The organism is Faecalibacterium sp. An122 (genome assembly GCF_002160895.1).
GTDB lineage: Bacteria > Bacillota > Clostridia > Oscillospirales > Ruminococcaceae > Faecalibacterium.
In genome coordinates, this window is sequence record NZ_NFLL01000018.1 from 1 (window position 1) to 24,847 (window position 24,847).

At 56.4% G+C, this 24,847-nt stretch carries 12 protein-coding genes and 1 pseudogene; 9 read left to right on the forward strand and 4 right to left on the reverse strand.

Going from position 1 to position 24,847, the window contains the following annotated elements:
* Both B5E67_RS10650 and B5E67_RS10655 read right to left on the reverse strand, forming a co-directional pair.
* On the reverse strand, window positions 1-256 hold a 256-nt coding region (locus B5E67_RS10650), incomplete at its 3' end, for a hypothetical protein (protein ID WP_143405412.1).
* 46 nt (window positions 257-302) lie between these two features.
* On the reverse strand, window positions 303-2,027 hold the full coding sequence (locus B5E67_RS10655) for a PTS transporter subunit EIIC (protein WP_087385257.1): 1,725 nt from the start codon (window positions 2,025-2,027) through the stop codon (window positions 303-305).
* Between the two features lie 304 nt (window positions 2,028-2,331).
* Here B5E67_RS10655 and B5E67_RS10660 point away from each other — a divergent pair, with 304 nt between their 5' ends.
* The 3 genes and pseudogenes from B5E67_RS10660 to tnpA all read left to right on the forward strand — a co-directional run.
* Complete coding sequence (locus B5E67_RS10660; protein ID WP_087366194.1) at window positions 2,332-3,066, forward strand: MurR/RpiR family transcriptional regulator; 735 nt, start codon at window positions 2,332-2,334, stop codon at window positions 3,064-3,066.
* Window positions 3,067-3,135: 69 nt separating this feature from the next.
* Complete coding sequence (locus B5E67_RS10665; protein ID WP_087385259.1) at window positions 3,136-3,327, forward strand: hypothetical protein; 192 nt, start codon at window positions 3,136-3,138, stop codon at window positions 3,325-3,327.
* Between the two features lie 198 nt (window positions 3,328-3,525).
* Window positions 3,526-3,728: pseudogene (tnpA, locus tag B5E67_RS10670) on the forward strand (IS200/IS605 family transposase); the annotation flags it as partial.
* A 108-nt stretch (window positions 3,729-3,836) separates the two neighbouring features.
* On the opposite strand, the gene B5E67_RS10675 reads toward tnpA, so the two are convergent.
* Complete coding sequence (locus tag B5E67_RS10675; RefSeq protein WP_087366191.1) at window positions 3,837-4,127, reverse strand: RyR domain-containing protein; 291 nt, start codon at window positions 4,125-4,127, stop codon at window positions 3,837-3,839.
* 150 nt (window positions 4,128-4,277) lie between these two features.
* Window positions 4,278-8,708, reverse strand: coding sequence for a DUF4062 domain-containing protein (locus tag B5E67_RS10680; protein WP_087385261.1), 4,431 nt, complete (start codon window positions 8,706-8,708; stop codon window positions 4,278-4,280).
* Between the two features lie 146 nt (window positions 8,709-8,854).
* On the opposite strand from B5E67_RS10680, the gene B5E67_RS10685 reads away from it, so the two are divergent.
* The 6 genes from B5E67_RS10685 to B5E67_RS10710 all read left to right on the forward strand — a co-directional run bounded on the left by B5E67_RS10685 (window position 8,855) and on the right by B5E67_RS10710 (window position 24,811).
* Window positions 8,855-9,445 (forward strand): hypothetical protein, encoded by a 591-nt coding sequence (locus B5E67_RS10685; protein ID WP_087385263.1) that lies wholly within the window; start codon window positions 8,855-8,857, stop codon window positions 9,443-9,445.
* 1,067 nt (window positions 9,446-10,512) lie between these two features.
* The gene (locus B5E67_RS10690) at window positions 10,513-12,897 is read left to right on the forward strand and encodes a hypothetical protein (protein WP_143405413.1); all 2,385 of its coding nucleotides are present in this window, start codon (window positions 10,513-10,515) and stop codon (window positions 12,895-12,897) included.
* Between the two features lie 24 nt (window positions 12,898-12,921).
* Entirely contained in the window at window positions 12,922-15,300 is a 2,379-nt protein-coding gene (locus B5E67_RS15635; RefSeq protein ID WP_158098880.1) for a vWA domain-containing protein, read from the forward strand.
* Between the two features lie 63 nt (window positions 15,301-15,363).
* A complete protein-coding gene (locus B5E67_RS10700) occupies window positions 15,364-18,897 on the forward strand; it encodes a tubulin-like doman-containing protein (protein WP_087385269.1) in 3,534 nt (1,177 codons plus the stop codon).
* Between the two features lie 41 nt (window positions 18,898-18,938).
* A complete protein-coding gene (locus B5E67_RS10705) occupies window positions 18,939-20,903 on the forward strand; it encodes a hypothetical protein (RefSeq protein WP_087385271.1) in 1,965 nt (654 codons plus the stop codon).
* Window positions 20,900-24,811 carry a hypothetical protein gene (locus B5E67_RS10710; protein WP_087385273.1) on the forward strand — a complete coding sequence of 1,304 codons (3,912 nt, stop codon included), beginning with the start codon at window positions 20,900-20,902 and terminating at the stop codon, window positions 24,809-24,811. Before B5E67_RS10705 ends, B5E67_RS10710 begins: the two co-directional genes overlap by 4 nt.
* The last annotated feature ends 36 nt before the right edge of the window (window positions 24,812-24,847 follow it).

Genomic DNA, 24,847 nt, shown 5'->3' on the forward strand with positions numbered 1-24,847 from the left:
CCATATTGTCCTGTGAGCTTCCCAACGCTGGCTTTTGACCAGTGCAGGTCACAGTAGGGTTACTCCAAATGGATAGAGCAGCGTTTACACGCAATACATTACGCGACTTCGTGTCGCACTTCAGCTTCTGGATCGGGTCCGCAGGTGCGGCGCAGTACGGAATGTCCTCAAACGCCCGGCAGCGGACCTCAATTCCGTCCAGCATGTACTGCTTTACCGCATAGGTTTGGGGGTCAAAACGCAGGTCTTTTGTCATGAGAGATCTTCTCCTCTTTGTAACGTTGTCCGGATTTTGGGGGCGGTTACCAGCTGGCGTCCCGGGCGGCCGCATAGAAGATATTGCCGAATTTCCCGGGGTGCTCCTGGGGACGCCCTGCAAAACCCGAAACCCCCATCATCTGCAGGGGGACAGCGGCGTCCTGCCCGGCCAGGATTTCTTCGGTCAGGGCCAGATTGTCCCGCAGAATCCGTTTGTCCGACCAGAAGGTGCCGTGGTTGCGAAGCACCGTGTCGAACTGTGATTCGTAGGTCTGGAGATGGCGCAGGGCTTGCGCATACGCCGGCAGCGCTTCTTTTTTCAGCAGGGTCATTTCGCCGCAGGCATCCCCAAAGAGGGCGATCCGGTCCTCAGGGATCAAAAACACCATCATGCCGGCGGTGTGGCCTGGGACGGGGATGGCCTGCACCTGTACGCCGCCCAGCTCCAGGACCGCATGGTCTTCCAGCGGGCGATAAGGAGCGGACCGGGAGGGCTGCAGCAGATCCGGGCCAAAGCCGTCCGGCGCGCCGCCCACTGCGCCGGAAAGAATGTTGATGACATAGGGCTTTTTCAATGGGATCAGGATGGAGTACATCAGCGGCTCGCCGACGCCGCATACCTGGGAGATGAAGGAGGGCAGCGCCAGATCCCGCACTTTTTTGCTGCGGGTGCGCAGGGTGATGCACAGGCCCTGCGCCACGCCGATCATGGGGCCGATGCCGCCGGAAGCCATGATGTAGTCAAAGCCGTTGATTCCGATGTTGGACAGGGCCAGCGAGATGATGACCCAGTGCAGGCCAAACATAACCAGCACGCCGAAGCCGCCGCCGACCAGTGCGCCTGCAAGAATGCCGCCGACGATGCCCCACTCATACAGGGCCTTGACCACCATAAAGATGGCGCCGCAGATGCCCTGCGAGACAGGGCCGATCACAATGTAGGTCAGGGGAACGGTAATCACCAGCACCAGCACCGGGGTCAGGATGCCGCGGATGGCCTCCGGCAGGCTCTGCTTGAAGGCTTTTTCCAGTTTGGAGGCCAGATACACCGCCAGCATGATGGGAATCACGCTGGAGGTATAGCCGCTGCCCGGCATGATGATGGGAATGCCGAACAGGGTGTTGTAGTAATCCATGGCAAAGGGTGTGCCGGCCAGAATGGTGCCGGCCACTTCCAGGGTGGAGCCGATGTTCACCATGGCGGGGTATACCAGCGCAGTGCCGATGGCTGCGCCCAGATATTCCGAGCACTTGAACCGCCGGGCTGCCGAGAAGCCCAGCAGGATGGGCAGAAAATAGAAGAAGCCGTCGCCCACAGCGTACAGCAGCATATACACGCCGCTGGCGGTGGAAACCCAACCCAGGGAAGCAAAGAGGGAGATCAGGCCCTTGATGATGCCGGCGGCCGTCAGGATGCCAAGCGTGGGAGCCAGCACCCCCGACATGGTGTTCATCAGCGCGTTGATGGGGTTGTGCTGGTGGCTGCCTTCATCGCCGCCGTCCAGGCTGTCTTCGCCCAGACCGCAGGTCTGGCGGATGAGGTCGTACAGGGCGTCCACCTTGCTGCCCACGACAACCTGACACTGCCCGCCTGCCATGACCAGCTGGATCACGCCCTGGGTTTTGCGCAGCGCCTCCTGATTCACCTTGGTTTCATCCTTTAAGGTGAAGCGCAGCCGTGTAAAACAGTGCGCCAGATTGTGAATATTGTCTTTGCCGCCGACATGTTGAATAATCGATGCGGCTAAATCATCGTATTTATGTGCCACGTAGATTTCCTCCTGTTTCAGATGGTTCAGCTGCCCGGGCTTGTGAATATAATATACAGTGGATTCCGCGGATTGTAAATATAAGTTTTATACAAAAATCTCCCGCGTTTTTTGACAATCTGCTGGGTTTTGGTCGCTTTTATGTGATTCATGGGCCGCCGGCAAGGGCGGTCCCTGGACGCCCGACGCCTTTCTGCAAGATGAATGAATAAAACTTTTATTCAGAAGCGGCTGCGGGATTGTATTTTCCGGAATTTCTGTTAAACTGATATAGAGAGAATCATTTGGGGAGGGAGAAGGTATTATGAACCCGCTGCAGCGTATGGAACTGCACAAATCGGAATTCACCCAGAACGATCAAATCATCTACGATCGGATCATGCAGAACCCCTCCGGCATCACCCATATGTCCACCAGTACCTTTGCCGAGCTGTGCGGAGTTTCCCAGCCGGCGCTGTCCCGTTTTGTGAAGGGGCTGGGGTATGCCCGGTACCAGGATTTCCGCGCCGACCTGATCAAGATGGTGGCCCAGCAGACGGAACAGTCTGAGCGCGGGCAGGAACACCTGTTTTATTTCAGCCAGCTGTATCAGCTGCTTCATGAAGCGGAACAGCTTCTGACCGCCGACTATCTCCGGGAACTGGGCGTGTACATGGGCCAATTCCCCCGTATCTTTGCAAGCGGCATCGGCAAGAGCCGCCATGCGGCTGAGCTGCTGGAAATCCTGATGCGCAAGCATCGCCGTTTTGCCCAGGCGGTCAGCCGGGACGCCCTGAACGAGCTTGCGGACTATATGGAATCGGACGATCTTCTCATGATCTTTTCTGTCAGCGGCGGCGAACATATCATGAAAGAGGCTCTGCAGACCAACGGGAAGGTGATGCTGGTGACCGCCCGCCCGGACCCCCGCTACGCAGACCAGGTGGACAAGCTGGTATTGCTGCCTTTCCTCTCGGCAGACCCGGAGGCGGACTCGATATCCCCCGTACTGTTTGATATCTTTGTGGAACTGCTGGTGAACTATCTGCCGCCAGTGTGAAAAGCAGGGGAAGGGGCATATCCGGGACACTTTGCATCCCAGGCCCCAAAGAGGGAAAACCGGCTGCCGGTGTATCTGGAGGCGGCGGCCCCGGGCCGGCCGGTGGAAAACCGCCGGACCGGCGCGGCCGGGCTGCAGGGAAGCGTCCGGACGGTGGAAGTCCGGGGCCCCATGGGAACGCCGGTGCAGGCATCCTGTGGCCTGCTGCCCGGCGGGCTTGTAAAATCTCTTGTGGGGCATTCCCAGGATATGGACACCTAAAGTGTGGTCGGACAAAAAGAAAACAGCCTAGAAACGCAAGTTTCTAGGCTGTTTTTGGTGGTGGACTACAAAACCACAAGCTATGCTTGTGGACGAGTATAGCACGAGCGTTGATACGATGAAAAAAGAACCTTCTTTTGCTAAAATGAAAGCGGGTAACGCCAACCGCACCAACAAGCAAAAGGAGATTCATCCAATATGGACGAAAAAAGTTTATCACATACGTGTTGGATACGTGTTGGAATTGCAAATACCACATTGTACTTGTGCCCAAGTATCGCAGAAAAGTGATTTACGGAAAGCTAAGAAAGGATATCGGGAAAATACTGCGGATGCTCTGTGATTACAAACACGTGGAAATAGTTGAAGCACATGCAATGAAAGAACATATTCACATTTTGTGAAATGACTGCAACCAGACCTGGCGCATCAGCTCGGCAGCAGCATCAAAAGGCTGGCTGTTTGTGTGAAAAGCACAGACAGCCAGCCTTTTGTCATCTAAAACAGCGTTATACTTTGATGATTTTGTACCCGAGCTTATGGATGAGCTTGAGGGTTTGCAGAGCGGTATTCCGGTCGTACTGCTTTTCCGATTCCGGAAGTTGGTCATAGGGAACCAGCAGAGGGGTGGTTTTTTGATCGGGATTGACTTTTCCAGGAGCATACTGCCAGCCTTCCTGCATGCGGCCGATGGCCCAGGTATCATGAACCGATGCAGCAAGCTGCTCGGTGAGCGCAAGAAGTTCCGGACTGAGGATAACGTCTGAAGTGTCCACAGGAGCGGGATGGTAGGTTTCCATAGCAAATTCTCCTTTCAGAATGCAGAAATCAAGGCAACGAGGCAGCATGCAGAGGAATGATAAAACCATTATAGCAAAATTCTATGGGCATTGCCACCGGTTGAGGACACAGGATGCAGAAGCGGGCTCCCAGAGAGGAAAACATTACCCTTATTCGCTGTCTTTTGGACGCCAGTCCTGCCGGATCTGCAACATTTGCACCGAGCATGTATTGGAAAAGAGGGTGAGCTGCCCGTCTGCAAAGCGAGCGTCCAGGATGGGGCCGTGATGCTTGTATGCGGCCAGAATCCGGGCGTTTGCTGCGTCCAGAAGAAAGACAGAGTTCAAGAGCCGGGATACCAGAAGATAGTGTGCCTGGCCCAGATCGATCAGCACGCTGGAACTGTCGTTTTTTTCTTGGAGAAAACGGTCAAAGGGCAAAGCAGATAGGTCTTCCTGCTTTAAGCTGAGCCGGAGATCCAAAAGCGGGGATTCCACCACACGGGAGCGGCCCTGCTGCAAAAGGGTCAGGGTGCCTGTGACCCAGTTGAGGATGACGGTGAGAGTGCTGCAACGGTAGACGCCGGGCGTGGAGAAGCCGAGGCGGACCGTCTCCGGCTCGGTCAGCAGGGACAGCATGTCTGAGAGAATTTCATCCGGCGGGGTATCGGTATGGCGTATCATGAACAGAAAAGAAGCCAGGCGAAGGACCGGTACCAGAGGGGTATTGGTACGGGACAGGTTGAGACGGCGCCGCCGCGCCAGAGAAACAGTGATAGGAGACCGATTTGGCACAGAGATGGTGAGGCTGGCGCTGTCATCGGAAAAAGAGGCGCGGCAGTCGAGAAAGGGGGGAAGCTTTGCCCGCAGCCGTGGCCGGCCGGAGGACAGATGGTATACGGTCAGATAACTGCTGCCCTGCACCAGGAGAAACTGTTCGTCCGAAGAAAAATACATTTTCTGCAAATGTCTGTTAAGGGTTTGACCCAGTGGGCGCAGTTCCAGCCGTGGCCGGCCGTTGGGGTGATAAACCAAGATGCACCCAGCCCGCTCATAGGCGACCGCATAGCTTCCACCGGGGCCGGTGCACCGGAGACTGGCAGAGACGGGAGAAGACGCAGAGGAGCTGCCGTCCAGCAGCGTAAGTACAAAGGAAAAGGAACTATCCTGCCCGGGAAGTCGGGAGAGCCAGGGATGGGTGATGCAGGCGGCCAGGAATAATTGCTTCAGGGGGAGAGTTACTTGCAGATAAAACTGATGATGAATGGCGAAAAAATAGGAATGGAACATTGCACCGAGCAGATGTGTGGAAGAGCGGAACTGCCATACGAGGGGATCAACAGCAAAGGAAGAGACTTCCTGTGAAACCGGGGCAAAGTCCTGCTTTTTGAACAGGAACATGCCTTGTTCGGTCAGGACCGATAAGGTTTCATCCGGATGGACCCAGGACAGCTGAATGGGGTCAGAAAAAGGCATTTGATAAAAGCGTCTCTGGGGCAGATCCAGCCAGAGCAGCAGGGAGGAATAGCCATAGACGATAGACCGCAGACTGCTCAACTGGCAGCGCAGTTTTTGCGGGTCCGGAGGGAGAAACCATTGCCGTGTTTTTGGCGAGTCTGGATGGATCACGATGGCACCCTGAGGCAGCGTCGGAGGAAGCTCGTCGAACCGGAAAGACACGGGGGTAACAATAGAGGATGTGGACTCCGGGTCAGGATAAGGCAGAAGACGGTAAGGCATCGAGGAAAGGAAGAGGATGGAACGGAAGGCGATGGCGCGCATTGATGCGTGCAGAGGGCTGTCCTGGACGGGCTGGCCGTCGGCGATAGAAAATAAATCGGGTGAGCGGACGGGATTGAGGACAATCACAAATTGAGAGGAGAATACAATGGACGCTGTTGAAAAACGTGTCTTGATGGAATAGAGCAGCTGTCCATCGGTGAGATGATAGGCCATCAGCGTGGTGTCATCTGTTGCGAGCAAAAACAGGAGCTCCAGCTGTGGATCACAATAAAATCCATGGAGGGGAGGAGAGTCCAGGGAACCATCCAGATGATAAAGGAGCTGGACAGAGTTTGCCTCCAGCTGGTAGACATAAACGGAAGCCCCGTATGCCAGCACAAACAAATCAGACCGCGGCCATACGGCCTGCTGATGCAGAAGAGAATCGCTTGCGTGCAGGGAGAGGTGGAGGTATTCGGTCTGGCTGTCCAACTGGTAGAAAAAGACATCAGGCCCCGCCCAGACGGCATACTGAGCCCCGCTGGGCGACCAGATGAGGGGAACGTTTTTTCGAAAGGGAAAGGGCAGGCCATTGCCATTTGGATGGGCAGAAACCAGCCGCAGCGGCAGCTCGGGAGCCTGCTGGAGACCGGCTGCATCCGCGCAGAGGGGGAAAGCGTCTCGATAGCATTGCAGCATAGTCTGGTTCTGTTGCAGACAGGCCAGCAGAGCGTCCCGGCTGTGCTGGCCGTTGCTTTTCAGCCAGAGCAGGTCATCGATCATGTGTTCCAGCTCGCCCAGCTGGACGGAGGCATCCGCGAAATCCGGTTGGTAGAGCCGGGCAAGGGCATCGAGATCCCGGGTGCGGCGCAGGAGGGATGGGAGATTAAACACCTTGCCAGTGCGGACCAGCCGTTCCCCGGCATCCAGATAGACAGGCAGCTGGGTGTAATAGCGGATCAGAAAGGTTTGCGCCTGGGTATAGCAAGCGGCAAACAGATCCTGGATAGCCTGGGCGAATACAGCATGGAAGCAGCGCACCGTCAGGATTCCGTGGAAAGGAACCAGCTGCAAAGCGCCATCCAGGTCCCAGAACAACCGGGACCAGACCACGAAGGGAAGGCGGTTGTGGGCGATGTCGTAACGGTCCTCCATCGCAAAGGCAACGCGCACCTGAGGAATTTGCAGCAGAACCGTTTGCAGATCCTCTTCAGCGAGGCCGTAAGGTGATGCGACGATGGTACTCAGAGCATATTGCACCAGAGTCTCATCGTGGCCGAGCTGCCGGTACATGCTGTGAATGATCTGAATGGCAGCTTGTTTCAAATCCGGCGGCGGCGCTTCCGGCTGTGTGCCGGAACGCCAGTGACTACACAAAATCGCCAGGAATTGCAGATAGAGGGGACTGCAAGGTTGGGAAAATGCGGTGCTGCGCAGGAATGCGAGCTGCTGCGCGTCCAGACAGCGGCCGCGCTGGGCCAGCAGCCGGAGGAAAATTTCTTCACGGTCGGCCGTTTCGAGGTCATCCAGTGGAAGAATGCGGACCTGGGGGCAAAGACGCTGGGCCAGAGAGTGGTCAGTGGTGGAGAAAAGTACCTGGACCTGGGGCGGCAGTGTTTCAGGCAGCAGAGCTGTATGGAGAAGGCCAATGTCCTGAAACATTTCTGCGGCGTCGATCAGAACGACGCAGTGCTGATCGGCGGGAATCTGTTTCAGCAGATGACTGAACTGAAGGCCCAGCCTGCGATAGGTCAGAGGTTCTTTGATCTGTAGCCCGTATCGCTGTGAGATCTCGTCACTGAGCTGCTGCACACCGTCGAGAATCCGGTAGGAATGCTGTTCCAAACCGTAGAACAAGAAAAACAGGTCATCCGGATGGGGAAAATGCAGTGCCGCTTCCATCAGCAGCGCACTTTTTCCGCTGCCGGATGCGCCCAGAAGACACAGGGGCCGGCTGCCTGGACGCTGCAACTCCTGGGCCAAAAGGTCCAGTTCCCGGCTGCGGCCATAGAAGGGCGCGTGGAAGGTATGCAGCAGTTCCTGAGAGGCCTGATGCAGGGAAAGGCGTTTCATCTGGGTTTCGATGCGCTGCATCTCCGCCAGAATCCGTTTGCTGAGGCTTTGGATGGCCCAGTCCACAAACTGCTGCTGGTACGCCGGACCCACGGTGAGCTCGGTGAGGGCATCGCTCTGCCCGTCAGCGGATAGCCGCTGGCGAACCTGGTTGCGCAGACGGGCGACAGAATCCGGAATCGGTACGCCCGTTTCGGTGCGGAAAAAAGCGAGGGTGTGGCCCTGCCGGGAAGAAGCGTGCAGCAGGCCGTGCCAGATTTCAAGTTCGGTGGCTGATGCCATAAAAGGTTCGCCTGCTGCCGGCGGTATAGCCTGCTGCAGCCGCTGCAACAGGGCGCGAAGTTTGTCCTCCTCCTGCTGCCAGCGCGCATCCTCCAGCCATGGACCGTTCCGGGGCCGCAAACAGTATTCGCCGCCGATCTGGTTTTGATCCAGGACGTACCACCGCCCTAGAAATTCCTGCTCTGCGGGTGCTGCCGCCTCCCAGAGGCTTTGAAACTGCCGGGGAGAAATGTGTGCGGGCAGCGGAATCCAGCCGTACTGGCTGCCGATCATCAGGAGAAAGTTTGGCCGCGGAGAAACTTGCAGACAGCGGTCCACCTCTTTCAAACAGATATCCATGGTGCGCTGGTCCAGGGCCGACTGGGTGGTAACGCCCCAGCGCAGGTCAATGAGCTGAAAATGATAGCCGTATGCGGCACAAAGCCGCTCCAGTGCAGGCTGAACCTGTTGAGCCAGGAGATTTCTTTCCTCCATGAAATCCCGGAAAGTGGAGCTGATAAAGAGGCGGAACGTTCTGTTTTCCATGGCGTGATTCTCCTTGACGGTCAGAAAAAATCCGAGATGAGCTTTTGGGGCGGTCGAACAAATTTTGCCTGGATTCTTGCAGGACAAGGCGAAGCTATGCTAAAATATGGTTGAAACGTACCATACAGGAAAGGATGTGAACTTGCATGGATTGGGGCGATAAGCTGGTGCATCTGGTTGCCTGGCAGATGAGACCGGCGTTCCGGTTCTTTTATCCTTTGTTTTCCAACTATATGGACCGGGATACTGCCGTCGTTGCCGCAACAGCAGTGGCAGGTATTTTATGGCTGGCTCTGAGCGTCGGGGTGATCATTCTGCTCGCTGCGGTATATTTTAAGCTGCTCAGGTGGTTCACTGCCAAAGATATCGTACAGCAGTATCAGACGTACAACGCGCAGATGGAAAAGATCCTCGGGCTGGACAAGGACGCCCTGCGCGAATGGACCGAGCTGCCCAGGCTGCGGCGTTCCTGGCGCAGCCGGCTTTGTGCGGCAACGTTTCATTGCGTCAAGTGGATGCTGGTGGTGACCGGCATCCTGGGGGGCGGATTTTGCAGCCTGTTCTTTCAGCCGCAGACGGTTGCAGCTCCCGCCAAAGTCGTATTCAGTCTGGCAGTGTGGGCCGGATGTATACTTTGCGGTCTGGTGGCAGTTTGGCTGCTGAACCGCCTGCGGCGGCTTCCGGACCGTCTCCGGAAGGCTTGGTTTGGCTCCCCGGCGAGGTGCCGAAAATTATAAAAAATACAAGAATTTGAAATCAAAAATATAGAAACACGGAGAGGCAATGAACGGTGGCCTCTCCGTGTTTTTTGTAATAGATTGAGGAATTGATGTAATGAATGGACGAATTTGACGCATGATTCGATAAAACGAATGAAAAATGCATCCATTATTTGAATAAAAAGAAGCGGCATGAATGCCGTTCTTGCGGTCTGTAATCCATTGTTCAGCAAAAAAAGAAATACAGCTTTTTCATCCAATTTAAGCGAAAAATATAAATCATATATCGCCCCTGAAAACACGGCTCAAAAAGATCAAACACAGATAGGTGATGGACAGAAGCGCACGCAAAAACAAGTGGGTTTTACACCATAGAAAATCAGTCCTGCATCCCGCAGGACAAACGATTTGCCGCCTCCATCAGAAAACGAAATGGTTTCAATGAAGGGAGGATTACAAGCTGCGTTCAGCCGGTGCCATGGGGTGCAAAACCCGGAAGCAGCTGCCAGTATGCGGCAGGCCTGCATGGGGAACGGCCAGCCTCTTTCGACTGGCATTCAGTCGGTGTTGTAGAGAAAAAACGACGAATGAAAGATACTTTTGAAGAGAACTGAACAACCCCGGCGGGACAGCGCACTCCGATGAACTTGTGAAATGAAAGGGCAAAACCGCTTTTGGAGAGCGGCAGATTTCCCGGGTTGTATGGCAGCCGCTAAAATTGGCAGTGGGAGAGGATAAAAGACAGTCCGATTGAAAAATCACACACCAAACAAACCGGAAAATCATGCTCTCAATCGGCATATCTTTGAGGTGCGTTTTCCCGGCACAGACAGAAAAATTTATTACAAAGTATAAAGCCAAACGAGGGGAAAGTCAATAGAAATGCTGCTGCATATTTTGGGTGATATGTTGTGCAGGTTGCCGGAAAAATGAGAAAATTTTTGGTCCGGTTTACCGTAATATCCAGGGCGGCAGAAGGTTGACAGGATAGAAGGCAGATTGTATTATAGAAGTAATCATAAACTGCATTCAAAACGGCCGGAATATTCAAATAAAATGCTATATTTGAGCTTGGCGCCGCAATCATGAACCGGAAGGACAAGGTGAATAAAATGAGCCTTTTTTGTGTGATCTTTTCCATGGTGGCAATGGCCATTGCATTTGCCCAGAACGTAAGGCATGGACAGACCCATCGCATGATCCGGTTTACCGGGTGGTATTTCCTGGCTGTTTTCCTGGTCAATCTGGCATCCCAGCGGCTGACATACCCGCAGATGACTCCGTGGGATCTTTTCTTTTATGGGATGATTGCGGCCCTGCAAAGTTTTACGCTGGATGCATCCTATGACGTCATCTCACAGGCCATTTATACAGAGGGCGCGTTTGCGTATCTGTACTCAACGCTGATTTTGATGTGCGCCCCGATTGTGGGCGGTGCAGCGGTTCTCAACATTCTGGCAGATATTTTTCCTGAGTTCCGTTACTGGTATAAAACCTACCTGTGCCGCAGGGTGGTGATTTTCTCTAGCCTGGATGACAACACCTTTGGCCTGGCTGCGGAAATGGCATCGGAGGCTGGCCGCCACAGCGGTGTTCGGATTGTATTTGCCAATACGGCGGCGAATGAAGGCGAAGAGGATGAGAGAAACCAAATCGAGGAGGCACGGCGCCGCGGGTGGATCTGTCTCAAGGACGGCATCGGCGAGCTGAAACTGAACTGGAGACGTCCGCTCAGCTATGTTCTTGCGCGGGAGGACGAGGAGCGAAACTTACAGGATGCGCTCCAACTGGCCAGTCACCGCGAAGGTCTCTGGAGTCGGGCGACCGATACAGAGATCTGGGTCTACACCCATGATTCCAGCGCACCGGAACTTCTGGAACAGGCTTTTTCCAGGTATCGCGAGGAAAAGACGATACGCCTGCGGATGATTTCGCCGGTCACCATGACGGTGTACCGGCTGCTGAGCGAATACCCGCTGTATGATGCGTTTGTCCGCGGCCCGCAGCAGGAGGAAGCCTACACGGTGGCCATTCTGGGCACGGATGCTTGGGCAGAAAATTTGTTTCGGACGGTGTACTGGTGCGGGCAGATTCTGAACAAGCATTTGAACATCCACCTCATCAGCCCGGATGCGGAACGGTTCGCCCGGCACATCCATGCACAGATTCCGGAGCTGGAGGAAAATGACGGACAGGAGGCGTACTGTCAGGTTGCCTTTGAAGCCCTTGATCCGGAGAGCGAGGCGTTCGAAGCGCGCCTCATGCAGCAGCCGCTCCGGGACTGCCGGATATGGTATGTCAGTCTGGGCGCAGATCGGCGCAATATAGCTGTGGCCATGGCGCTGGGACGGCGCCTGCGGGCGATCCATCTGACCGAGTCATTCCATGGGTGGGTGCACTACGTGGTCAATAACAATGCGTTGACAGCCAGTCTCCAGGCCTGGCAGGCAGGCAGCCGGGACGGTTGTACCCTGCATCCCTTTGGCTCGGTGCAGGATCTGTATTCAGGCAGTAACCAGTGGGGCATCCTGCATGACTTTGCCTGGATGATCAATAACGCCTGGCAGGAGAAAAAGGGCGAGTTCAGTGCCGAAAATGAATACAAGCGCCGGTCGTCGCTGGCCGCGGCGCTGCATATTCAGTATAAATTGTACAGCGGCGGCTTTTTGGCGCCCAACCTGTGCCCGGAACAGTTGCCCCTGAAAATACGGGAGAGCCTGCACTTGTATTTGCAGGCGCCCGCAGACCAGGCGCGGGATTATGCAATTGGGTACAATGAACACCGGCGCTGGAACGCTTATATGCGCTCGTCGGGGTACCGGAGTGTTTTGCTGGCAGATTGGGTCGAATTTTGCCGAAACAAGGGAGAGGTAACATCCCGGGACAAAGCGTCCGGGCTGCATGTATGCCTGACTGACTTTGCGGGCCCGGAGCCAGTGTCCCGGCTGAAAGACCAGGACTGGGAGGCGGACCTGCCCCGGCGGGACCCGGCCCGTTTTGCACAGCTGGATGGATTGGACCGGGTATCCTGGCAACTGCATCAGTTGAAGGAAGAGTTTGCCCAGAGCCGGTATGAACAGGCGCTGTCCGCCTGGCGGGCCGGCGGCGAAAAATCAGAGGAAAAACCCACCCGGGAACAGCCCTGGAAGGATGATTATAAGATGTATGACATCCAGGCCTTGCGGGAAGTTGCGGAAAAGTACGAGATTTACAGCATAATTGAGGAATGGGCCAGAGAGAATGGTCGGCAAAAGCTGCGGGCCTACCTCAGTTTGCGGGAACTGGCCCCTGGACGGAAGGACCGGCTGGCGCTGCTGGATGCGCTGCGCGGTAAGATCAACAGCAAAGGGGCTGGACCCGAAGCGCAGAAACAGCTGGCACAGCTATATGCCTGGGCCGAAACAGAGCCCGAAGCGTTAGAGACGCTGACGGTGGAACAGTTGACAAAACGGCTGGCATTGGCTGTGTAACACAGTGGGCAAAGGGGGAATTGGGTGAAAACGCAGGATGGAACGATAAGCCGCTGGATGGCAGTGCTTGTGCTGGTTCTGGTGATGCTGTGGATGGCAGCTGGGTGGGTGCCGTCCGCTGCGGCGGCCGTGGAAAGCATGGGGAATGCCCGGCAGATTGCGGTGGTATACGATGATTCAGGCAGCATGGTCCGCGAGGACAATGGCTATACAGAAAACTGGTGCCGCGCAAAATATGCGATGGAAGTGTTTGCGGCGATGCTCAAAAAAGAGGACAGCATGAGCATCTTTCCTATGAGTGCCTACCGCAATTCGGTGGAAAGCAGCCGCGCCCCGGTGCGGATTCAGGGCAGCATGGATGCAGACCAGCGGGTTCAGACGGTACATGAGATGGACCACCTGAGCCAGGGAACCTATTTCAACAGTGTTAAAGCGGCTTGTGCTTATCTGGAAACGGTGGAGCAGGGGCAGGACAGGTGGCTGATCGTCCTGACGGACGGCGAATTTGATACCCCCATTGAGCAGGTGGAAGAGTACCTGCGTCAGGCGGCAGAACAGGGGATCAAGGTCATCTATTTTGTGATGGGAGAGGGAACCCAGAGCATTGGGCAGGCCCCAGAGTTGGGAATCTACTCGTATCGCGTGGAAAATTCGGAAGAAATTCTGTCCGGCATCATCGAAGTCGCCAATCAGGTGTTTAACCAGCGAGCGCTGGACCACAGCTATCTGAAGGAGACCGCATACGGGTTGGAATTTACAACGGATATTCCGGTGTGGGATTTGACCATCTTTGCCCAGGGGCAAAAGATTGAGATTGGGGCGCTGTCCGGCGGAGAGGATACTTTACAGGCGGTGACCCAGACCGAAGTGCGCTACAGCGACAAGATGCCCAGCAACTACACCCCGGAGGAACAGCAGAACATTCTGGTGGACACAAATCTAGAGGGCATTCTGGCATCCTTTTCGTCCGAAGGCACCATCCCAGCGGGAACCTATCAGGTGCCGATGTCGGATTTGTCCAACGTGGAAGTTTATTACACCCCAGCGGTGGAAATTGAACTGCTGATGGAGGACGAGCAGGGAAACCAGTATCACCTGAACCGGCAGACAGCCGAGGTGGATAATCGCAGCTATCATGTGACGGCTCAGCTGGTGGATGCTGATTCAGGAGAGCCGGTGCGCAGCAATCTGGTCAAGCTGGAATCCTGTACCCTGACCTACAGCAATGGCGGCGAGACCTATACCTTGACCGGCCTGGAACAGGGCGGCACCGCGGTGAAATTTTCTTCCGGCGAGCTGATGGGTGAGCTGCTGGCGCAGCTGGACTGGCAGCAGCAAATCCGGGTTTCCATTGAAAGCGTAGTGGGGCCGGAGGTCTGGACGGGTCAGCTGGAGGTTGTGCTCCCACAGGTCAGCCAGGACGGCGCAACATATCAGTTCCTGCTGGATACTCTGGAGGACGGTTCGGCCGTTCAGGTTGTCCCCCAGATTCAGAACCCGGAAACCGGGGAACTGCTGGCACCGGGCGCAGAAGAAATGGCCAGCGCCGTGCTGGAGGTCCGAATGGAAGCCGCCGATCCCGGCAGCGCCGGCAGCGGGGCTTTGGGATGGCTGTACCGTATCTATGCGGCGCTGTATGAACGTCACCTGGATGACCGGGAAATTCTCTGGACCACGCAGCCGGACGGGAACCAGGTGCTGGTTCTGCCCCACTATGCAGGGCAGGGGGCAGACGACACCTACTACGGCAAAGCCGTCCTCTGGCTTGACTGGACCAGTGGCACAGCCGATCATGAAGTGCATATTTCCCAGTCCTGTGAAGTGAACATTGGCCCGCCGCCGCTGCGGCAGGTGCTGCCCCGGATGATCAAGGCCATGTGTCTGCTGCTGCTGGCGCTGGCAGCAATTCTGGGGTTCATTCGCAAGAAACGGCTGCCGGCCCGGCTTCAGGTTACGCTGACCGTGGTGGAGAAGACTCCGGGCATCTTTGCCGGCGGAGAATTTGAGCGGGAGATGGTGATTCACCGGAAGTTCAGTGTGTTCCGCGCGGAGGAAGCGCGGATCAATATGTCGTTCGGCGGCAAGATCTCGGCGCCCGCCCTGCACATCCGGGCGGCAAACCGATGCCTGAACAATAAGGATCGCCGGTTTGAGATTCTCAACATCGAAAAGTTTGCGCAGGTGGGAAGCATCCAGCCGGTTTATGTGGACGGCAAGGAGGTCAAACCGGGAGACAACCACCGGCCGCGGAACAGCAAAATCAAGATTACCTGCCGGAGCAATACCTGCAAGGGCAGCATTCCCCCGACCTGTGAGTTCAAGTTTGGGGTACGCAGCAAAAAGGCGGCGAAGTCCGGGAGCTCCCGCAGGAAAAGAGGAAAATCCAGGAGACATGGTCGATGAACCTGCCGCGATGCGGTGGAAGCGGAAGCAAAAGCAGAACAAAAAAGAGCAGGAGGAAATTTTATGAACGCACCTACATTGATTGTCGGTCTGGGCGGAACGGGCAGCAAGATTGTCGCCAAGGTTGCAAATAAGACAAACTCCCAGCAGAGAAAACAGGTTCGTTTTGTCTGCATTGATACCGATGTGAATGATCTGCGCACGCTTCGGGAGAAAAATCCTTTTCTGGTGACGATTCAGACCTCGGCTCCCTACACGGTGGGCGAGTATCTGGATAAAAACCATTATGCCCGCGATGTGTGGTTTCCCACCCATCACATTATGAATTCCAAGACCCCCACCGAGGGCGCCGGACAGGTGCGCGCCATCAGCCGGCTGGCGTTTGACACCTGTGTGCGGGAAGGTGCGCTGGAGCCGCTGGAACAAGCCATTGATGGTCTCTATCCGCTGGATGGACGGGTGAACGGACAGGCGCTGCGGGTCATTGTGGTTTCCAGCCTTGCAGGCGGCACAGGCAGCGGCATCATTCTGCCTGCGGCCATGTACATCAAAAATTATCTGGACAAGCACTTCAAGCGCAATGCCAGTGTGATGCGTGGATTTTTGCTTTTGCCGGATATCTTCTTTGCAGCCAAGAGCCCGGAGGAGATCAACAATCTCTGCTGCAACGGCTACGCGGCGCTGCGGGAGCTGGATGCGTTCATGCGCCGCAGCGACTGTGAGAGGGAGAGCGGCATCCTGCACAGCCTGTCCCTGACCATGCCGGACCCGACCACTGATTCCCGGGTGGATTACAAGCTGGCGCCGTTTAACTTCTGCTTCCTGTATGGGGCGCAGAATACCTCCGATCAGCGGCTGTCCAGTTTTGAGGAGTACATGAACCAGGCAGCCAACATCGTGTATGCCCAGTCCATCAGTGCTTTGAGCGGCCGGAGCAATTCCAGCGAGGACAACACGATTCTGACCCTCTGCGCCGGCCATGGGCGCAACCGGTTCTGCGGTGCAGGCAGCAGCTGCATGATCTATCCCAAAGAGGACGTAATCCGCTATATGGCGGATGTCTGGGCGCTGAAGAGCATGGGTGAGGGCTGGCTGTATCTGGACAGAAAGTATGAGGAGTACAGCCGCCGCCAGGAGCAGCTGATGGAGCGGGACCCCATGGCGGAGATGATGAGCCTGCGGGACTTTTACATCAATACGGTGGAAACCGACAAGGAGAGCGCACTGACCGCCCGCATCCGCAAGGAATGCCGGGCACAGGATGCAGCCAATCCCACCCAGGATGTGGGCAAGTGGGAGCACTATCTGATCGACCTGGGGGAGATGATCCACCAGGAGATCGAAGCCGATGTCCAGATGGAGAATGCCAAGCAGGACCTGCAAACCAGCTATAACACCCTGACTTCAGTGGGCAAAAATGAGACCGAGGGCATTGAAGCAGAGCGCGACGCTGCCTATGCCAAATTGATGGAATATCACAAGCGTTCGCTGGCCAGTGCGCAGATTGTGGCATCTTCCATCATCAACAATCACATTTTGGCCGAAGGCGACCTGACCGAAACCAGCAAACGCACCCACATGGAGTACTGGCTGCGGGGAAACAAGGACCAGTTTGCGCATCCGGCCTCGGTGAGGTATTTCCTGTATGGACTGCAAAATCTGCTGGATAAGCGGATTGCAGACAGCCGCACGCGGCTGGAAAAAATTCACAAGGACCTGAAAGAATTGGATGACCAGATTGACGACCAGGAGACGGAGGGCATCCGCGAGGACATCACCGATTACCGGGTCACCAAAAAGGTATTTGTGTTCCCTGAGCGCGTGAATCTGACGGCGGTGGACGATCTGGTGGACTATTTCCAGAACCATCAAAAGAGCGTGGATGAAGAGCGGGATCAGCTGGTTCGGATGCGGGTGCTGGAAGCGCTGCGGGAACACGTCGGCCGTTTGGTCAACTGCATGGAGCTGTTTTTCAGCACCCTGCGGGTCTGCCTGGAGGATACACGCCGCGACCGGAATTTGATCCGCGGCCGGTATAGCAACTGTGAGGGCAGTACGACTTACTATGTCTGTGCCAACAGCCGGTGCCTGGACGCCATGGAGCAAGAGATGCCCTATGAATTCAGCAGCATGGACAGCGAAGTCAGCCGGACCATCTACTGTGAAATCAAACGGATGGGCCTGAGCCGCGAGGAGATTGACAGCCGCGGCCTCAAAAAGATGTATGAAAACGAGATCATGGATTACTGGCGCCGCGCCGTGCTGCGCAAGAATGGCGCCAGACTGGAGATCAATGTCATTGATGCGCTGATGAATGAGGCCTGCTATATGGCAGACCGCAAGGACATCACCATGACGGAGCAGGAGGCCTATTGCCAGAGCAAGCTGACGCAGACAGCCAACATGGCAGAACCCTTCATCGAACGGCCCCAGGGAGAAATCCGGCATCCCATCAAAGTCAGCTGCTACAGTGAGAATGTGCGCCGGCGGTATGAAGGATTCATCACCCGGGCACTGAATGAGGAAGGCGGCTATGCGGATGACTCGGTGGATGACTGCGAGCTGATTTTCTATCATGCACTTTACGGCATCCGCGCTGTGGATTTGCAGCAGTTCAGCCCGGAGATCAACTCCCGGACGATGAAGCGCCGGGCCGGCATCTACTATGAGGCATACAAGAGCCGTGTCAGCAAGCTGGGTCCGGTGCTGGCCCGCAACAGTGATATCACGCCCCATATTGACCGCAACTGGCATCTGGCCAAGTATCTGCCGGACCTGTCGGATGAGGTCCATGAAAAAGAGATCAAGGGTGTATTCCGTGCAATGGTCTGGGGTCTGATTTCGGAAAACATCAAGTATCAGGTGAGCGATCATCTGTATACCCCGGAGAGCAATGACAATCGGGATTTTATCGTGCCCAGCCGGGAAGGGGACGCCGCCAAGGCCAACCCCTGCGACAAACTCAGTGAGCTGGCGGATGCACTGGCCATCAATCCGCCCCAGGTGGCGCGGATTTTGCGCTCGCTGGATACCCAGATTGAGATCGAACTGCGGGACCGCAAAAAGTTTGGCGAGACGCTGTTTGTCCGGCGGATCCGGTGGCATGACCCTGCGAAAGTACATCAGAACCACGGCGAAAATATGGTGAACTACTTCCGCATTCAGGAGTTTGATAAAGAGACCGACGCGTCCATCTTTGATATCCTCTACTGGTACAAGTACAGCAAGCCGGTGGATGAATACAACGTGGACAACATGAATCTGCTGCGGGATGCGATCATTGAACTGGTGGAGTACTATATTTCGCGGTTTGTCGGCCAGAATTTGCAGAATGCGGCCTTTGCGGTGGTGATGGTGGACCAGCTGATCCGCTTTAAGGAAAACATGACCAAGCAGGGCCGGATGAACAATGGCGAGCCGCTGCGCCCGGACCGGCTGCTGGATGAGACGGTGGGAATGGTGACCAGTGCCCTGAACCGCCGGTTCCGGGAAGAATACCTGATTGATTCCAGTGACCTGCACAATGTCCTGGTGGAGATTGACCGTGCAGCGAATGAAATTCGAGATGCCCAGGCCAAAAATCCCTTTGGCGCATGACGGGCGGCAGAGGCAAAAACTGAGAAAAGGAGGTGGCGCGGGTGCTGACTGTTATCATCACGACAGATGATTCCGATTCGTTTTTGCATGAGTACAGCACGCTTTTCCTTCCGTTCCAGCAGGAAGGGCAGATTGCTTTCTGCCATTGGAACCCAGCGGGCAAAGACTACAAGTCCGCGCTTCCGGAGTTGAGCGGCCTGGTGGCCGCCCAGACCGAATGGAGGGCGCTGGTGGCGCTGATCCAGCGGGAGGATGATCTGGACCAGGAGCAGGAATTTCCCGCAGAACTGGACAATCCCTTTGATTTCTGCTGCAATGGCCGGCAGGACGGCTATGAGGTGGAGGAAAGCAATATCCCGCTGATCCGCCTGGCCCAGATGCTGGGAGGGGTGCCTGAACCCATCTACGAATTTGCGGATGACCTGGTCCAGCAGCCGGAGACCGGACGCTGGATGCGGGACACCGTCCTGAAAACCACGCGGGAATCGATTCGGCAGCAGCGAATCAAGTGGAGCGTTTTGGAGGACAAATACCAGTTTTCGGGGCCAAAACCCTGCGCGGTATGGTTTTTGGTCAGCCGCCCGTATCCGGCATCCCGGGTCCGCAAAAAGAACCAGGAGCCGGACAGTCCCGAACCAAAAAAGGATCTGAGTTTTGCACAGCGCAACCGCTACCCGGCCCGGGCAAGATTTTTCACCATGGACTGTATGGGGTCCCGGTATGGTCGGGGTACGCTGGAGGAATTTCGCTTTTGGATGGCGGCGCTGACCTTGGCCATCAACGATTATGACGGCGGCAGGGTAGAGCCGGAAAAACTATACCAGATTCATTTGGATTTGAGCACCGAACAGTGGCGAAAGCTGCTCAGCGACTACTGCAACCGGCTGTCCCGCATCCGCAGAATGATGGAGCGCCGCGCGTCGGCCCTGCGGACCCGTGCCCATCAGGAGGAGCCGCCCAAGGAACAGGAACTGCCGGATTTCACCTTTAAGGTCACGGTGGCAATGGATCCTGTGAACAGTTCCGAGCTCCAGGTGGAGGACGGCGATCTGGGCCTGTCCCGGGATTGTCCCGAGGATGAGCTGGACTGGTGGGGGCGGTCGGTTCGTCAGAGCGGCAGAGCGATGGAAAAACTGCTGATGGCACCTCGCAGAGCGCTGGACCAGGCCTGTCTGTATGCGCACCGCAACAGCAGTGTGGTGCCCATACAGGTGCGGAAACTGGATTTGTACCAACAGGAAGAGCTGGAGCATCTGCTGATGGAAGAGGAGATCGCTCTGTTCCAGACCAATGCAGATGAAGCGCTGCCGCTGGGAAGGATCCGTCGGGACAGGCGGAAGGCCGACCGTCAGGTCCGCGAAACCATCGGAGGCCGGATGAGCCGGCGGATGACAACCATCGCAGGCGTAGCCGCGCTGCTGCTGTATCTGGCCGGTTTTGTGCCGGAGTGGATTCGTGCCCGGATGCAGGGAACAGAGCTTGGGCCGATTTTGCTGGCCTGCGCTATACGGCTGGGCATTTTGGCGGTTGTGGGCCTGTTGACTCTGCTGTGGTTCCGGCATGGTCTGCGCCGGAAGGTCGGAGACTACAACGCGGTGATGCGGACCCTTGGAACCAAAATCAACGCCATGTGTGAATTTTACAGCGGTTATCTCACCCAGATCTGCACCTATATGCGGGGCAGGGGGGCGCTGGATTTAATCCAGAGCCGCACCGTTGCCGTGCAGGAGCAGACCGACCGGATGGAGCGTCATATCAGGGCGCTGGATCGCTGCTGCCGCCAGACGATTTCCTGGATGGAGAGCATGGGGCTGGAACGGATGGAAGACGAGCACAGCGGCCAGCCGGAGTACTTCAACGTCGAGATTCCGCCAGAAGAAAATGAGGCCTACGAACTGCGCACCCGGCGCAGCATCCTCAAACGGGACAGGTCGGGCCGGCAGATCCGTGTGCCCTATCCCTTTGTACAGGGCCTGGAATTTGAGAGAGAGGAGCTTTTCAAGTGAGTAACGTCAGCCTGTTTGAACTGATCCGCTCCTGTCTTTTGACCGTTCCCTTTGTGCTGCTCTGCCTGCACAGCAGTAGAATCAACCTGAAGCGCAGCCAGCGCGTCCGTCAGTATCTCATGGTGTTTTTGGCGGTGGCATACTGCGTGCCCACCCTGATTCTGGTTGACCGAATTCTCAACGGACTGATCGTTCTGATCCGGTGGCTGGCCGGCCTGACCGGTCTGATCCCCGGCATCGGGGCGGTGGTGAGCAGACTGCTTTCCCTCGCGCTGGATTATCTGCTGCGGGGGTACGGCGTCCAGATGCTGGCCAATACCGTCCTGGTGGCGGCGTTCTGCATCTTCAAGCGATTTGCACTTTTGGCGTGCAAAAAGCTGTACGAGCGCTTTCCTTCTCTGTATGGCCGGGCGACCGAATGGTTTTATGAGAAGCGTGCAGGGGATCCCTGTCCGATGCTGAAGGACCATTGCCGCCAGCTGAGAGACCTGGTGCGTGTATTCTATGGGGCGTTCATTGCGCTGGGGGCAATGGATATTCTGTTGGTTTTGCTGCATCCCTCCGACCCGCTCTATTCTTACCCGCTGTACCCGGTGTTCGGTGTGCTGATTATGGGAGAGTGCAGTTTCTTTCTGGGAGGCTATACCCGCCAGGAGTACGCGGCCCAGGAGGGCGGCAGCGAGGAGGGAGAGACGGCAGATCTGGAAGAACTGCGCCTGGAACTGGAAAGGCTGTTTGGAGACAGACTGCTGTATCAGGACAGCTGGGATGCAGCGCCGCTGCCCGCCCCGAAAGAGGAGGAAAATCTGCTGGAAAAGCTGAGCAGCAGCCCGGACGCGATCGATCAGATCACCAGCAATTATTTTTTAAACAAGATTGCCTGTGGAGAGGAGATTGAGCAGGACACAGTCCAGGGTGCGCTGGCCCTGATGCAGGGCCGGAGTGTGCTGTTCTGTGACCCGTTTTATCACGATCTGACCGACTGCCTCATGCTGCCGGTGGTACATCAGCTGCTGAACCATCACAAGATTCTGGTGGTGTTGGGACGTTCGTCCGGCGATCAGGATGTGATGGGCTGGATACAGGATGGTCTGGAGCGCAGCTGCAATCTGCGGTCGCTGTGGTCGGTGGCATGGCTGGAGGAAAGGGACAGCAGCGGAGCGGCTCTGCCGGATGTAGGCTTGCTGCGGTTCAATGATCTGTACAATATGCCGTTGCAGCAGAGCTGTACGGACTTTTTCAGAGAGGTGTCACTGGTGATCCTTCTGGAGCCCAGCAACCTGATGGGAACCGGACAGATTGGCCTGCGCACCATCTGCCAGCTGTGTGAGGGCGATGGCAAGCAGCCGCCTGTCTATGCTGCGTGCGACCGGAACAGCGACGGCCTTGTGGACGCGCTGAGTCATACGCTGCGCCAGAGCCTGGTGGAGGTGATGGCTTCGCCCATTCCGAGAAACCATCGCTATCAGATGTTCTGGGCAGCGGAGGGGATCAGCGTCGCAAACCGGATTCTGCCCAAAATCAGCCGGTATCTCGGCTTTGGAACGGAACTTTCTGTGGTGGCGCTCCGGCATGGAATCAGCCAGTCCCATTGGTACTGCAACAACCGGATTCCGATGCGGGATATGCGCTGGAGCGCGGAACAGTATACCGCGGCGCTGTGCACCTATGCCGACTGCCGCGTCGAGCAGAGTGTGCTGGACGAGCGAATCCGGTTTGAGAACCGCCTGTGGCAGGCGGACCGTTTGACGGATGCCTTTGTGATTGTGGAAGATGAATACAACAATATGTTTGAATTGGCGCGGGTCTATGCGGCCCACGCGGAAGGCACCGCGTTTGTCAACATACTCAGCGAGAACTATCTGCTGCGGGATTATATGCGCTGCAATGCAGAGATGATGGAAAACGATCCCAAGGCAATCCCGGCCCTGTGTCCGGATTTTGCCCGCACCGAGCGGAATACCGTACTGCGGCTGCTGCTGATGATGACCGCCAGTCCGCAGGAAGAGTCCATGGTGAAAAAGGAACTGACGCTCTGCGGTCACAAGGAAAAGGACGTCTATCAGGCATTCTGCAAACTGCTGGTGCAGGACACAGATTTGCCGGAGGACATCGTGCGGGTAATCTACCGGGAGGAGCCGGACGAGCTGGGCGCAGGAACCATCAGCCGGAAGTATTTTTCTGTGTCTCCGGACGATTTCCGGCGGCTGTATGAAGAAGTTTTGCGGCCCGCCTGCTTTGTGGTGGAAAATGAACAGAATGGTCGCTGCTTTATGGGGGCGCGGATGATGGGCCAGGTGACCCAGAGTCTGCTGCCGGGACAGTTCTTCAGTTACGACGGCCGGTACTATCAGCTGCAACGCATCACCCGGGAAGAAGGCATGGTGGTGCGGCGGGCAGCCGACCATATTGTGAGCCGCCAGTGCTACCGGCAGCTGCGCAGCTATCAGCTGAATGAGTTGGAGCCCTGCGGGCCCATCCAGGATCTGCGGGGGTTGTCGGTACAGATCTGGCAGGCGAACGTGGAGGTGGAAACCAGCGGCTATTATGTTATGCATTCCCGGGAGGACTTCCAGACGGCCCATCGGGTGGACCTGGGAGATCAGCCGGTCCTGCGCAGCTACCGCCGCAAAAAGGTGGTTCGGATTTTACTGCCCGATGTACAGCTTCTTTATCCGGTGAGTGTCCTGCTGAATGAGCTGTTTGTGACCCTGTATCCGGGCGAAGCAGATTTCCTGTCGGCGGCCACCAATGGGCCCCGGCCCGAACTGGCGTATGGGGCGGCGCTGTCTCCGGTGCTGACGTGCGAAGGAGAACCGGCGCTGTATCTCATCGAGGATTGCCTGATGGATCTCGGTCTGCTGGTCAGCGCAGAGCGGAATCTGCGCAGAATTTTGGAAATCGTGGCCGATTATCTGGACTGGTATCAGGACCCTGCGCGGGAACGCTGGGAGGGAAAATCCCAACCAGGCCGGGATGCAGAGTTAGACAGGCCGGAGCAGGCCCAGCAGTCTGTGCTGCGGGAAGAAGGCATTGACTTTGAGGGTGAGGATGACCGCGTTATGACCGGCGAAGGCGCCAGAGAGCGCCTGCACACCCTGCGGGAATACCTTACTTATGGCGCAGAGGAAACCGCCGCATTCCTGAAACTGGACCAGCTGTATGCATTCCTCTGCAAGTACGGCTTTTTGGATTCCCTGCTGCATCATACCCGCACCGGGGATCCCGAAATCGAGGCGTATGTCCGTCACATTGAAGACGGGGAACATCTGTGTGATTTCTGTGGTGCGCCCATGGAGCCGGGCCAGTTTACGGTTTTGAAGGATGGACGGGAACGGTGTCCTGCGTGCAACAAGACGGCCGTGCGGCGCGCGCGGGATGTGAAAAAGCTCTTCCTGGATACCCGCCGGGAGATGGAGCAGACCTTTGGGATTTCCATCCGCTGCCCCATCAAGGTGCGGTCGGTGAACGCCCAGAAAATTGCGGCCGAGCTGGGCAAAGAGTTCAAGCCCACAGGCGGAATGGATGGGCGTACACTGGGCTTTGCAAGGCAGCGCGCCCGTGGAGGCCGGGAGCTGTACCTGGAAAACGGCTCGCCCCGGGATGCGCTGGCCAGTACCATTGTCCACGAGTTGACCCATATCTGGCAGTATGAAAACTGGGGGGATAAGATTCCTTCCAACGAGGAAAATCTTCCCATCTATGAAGGCATGGCTGTCTGGACTGAAATCCAGATGATGCTGAGCCACGATCAGATCCAGCGGGCAAAGCGGTATGAATATCTGCGTCTGCAAGTTCACGACGAATATGGCGATGGCCTGCGGATGTACAAGCAGCACTACCCATTTCAGAAGGGCAGCAGGACCAGCCGCAGAAAATCGCCGTTTGGCAGAATTCCGCCGCTGTAACCGTTCCAACGAGGCGAAAGGGGGAAGGATGAATCC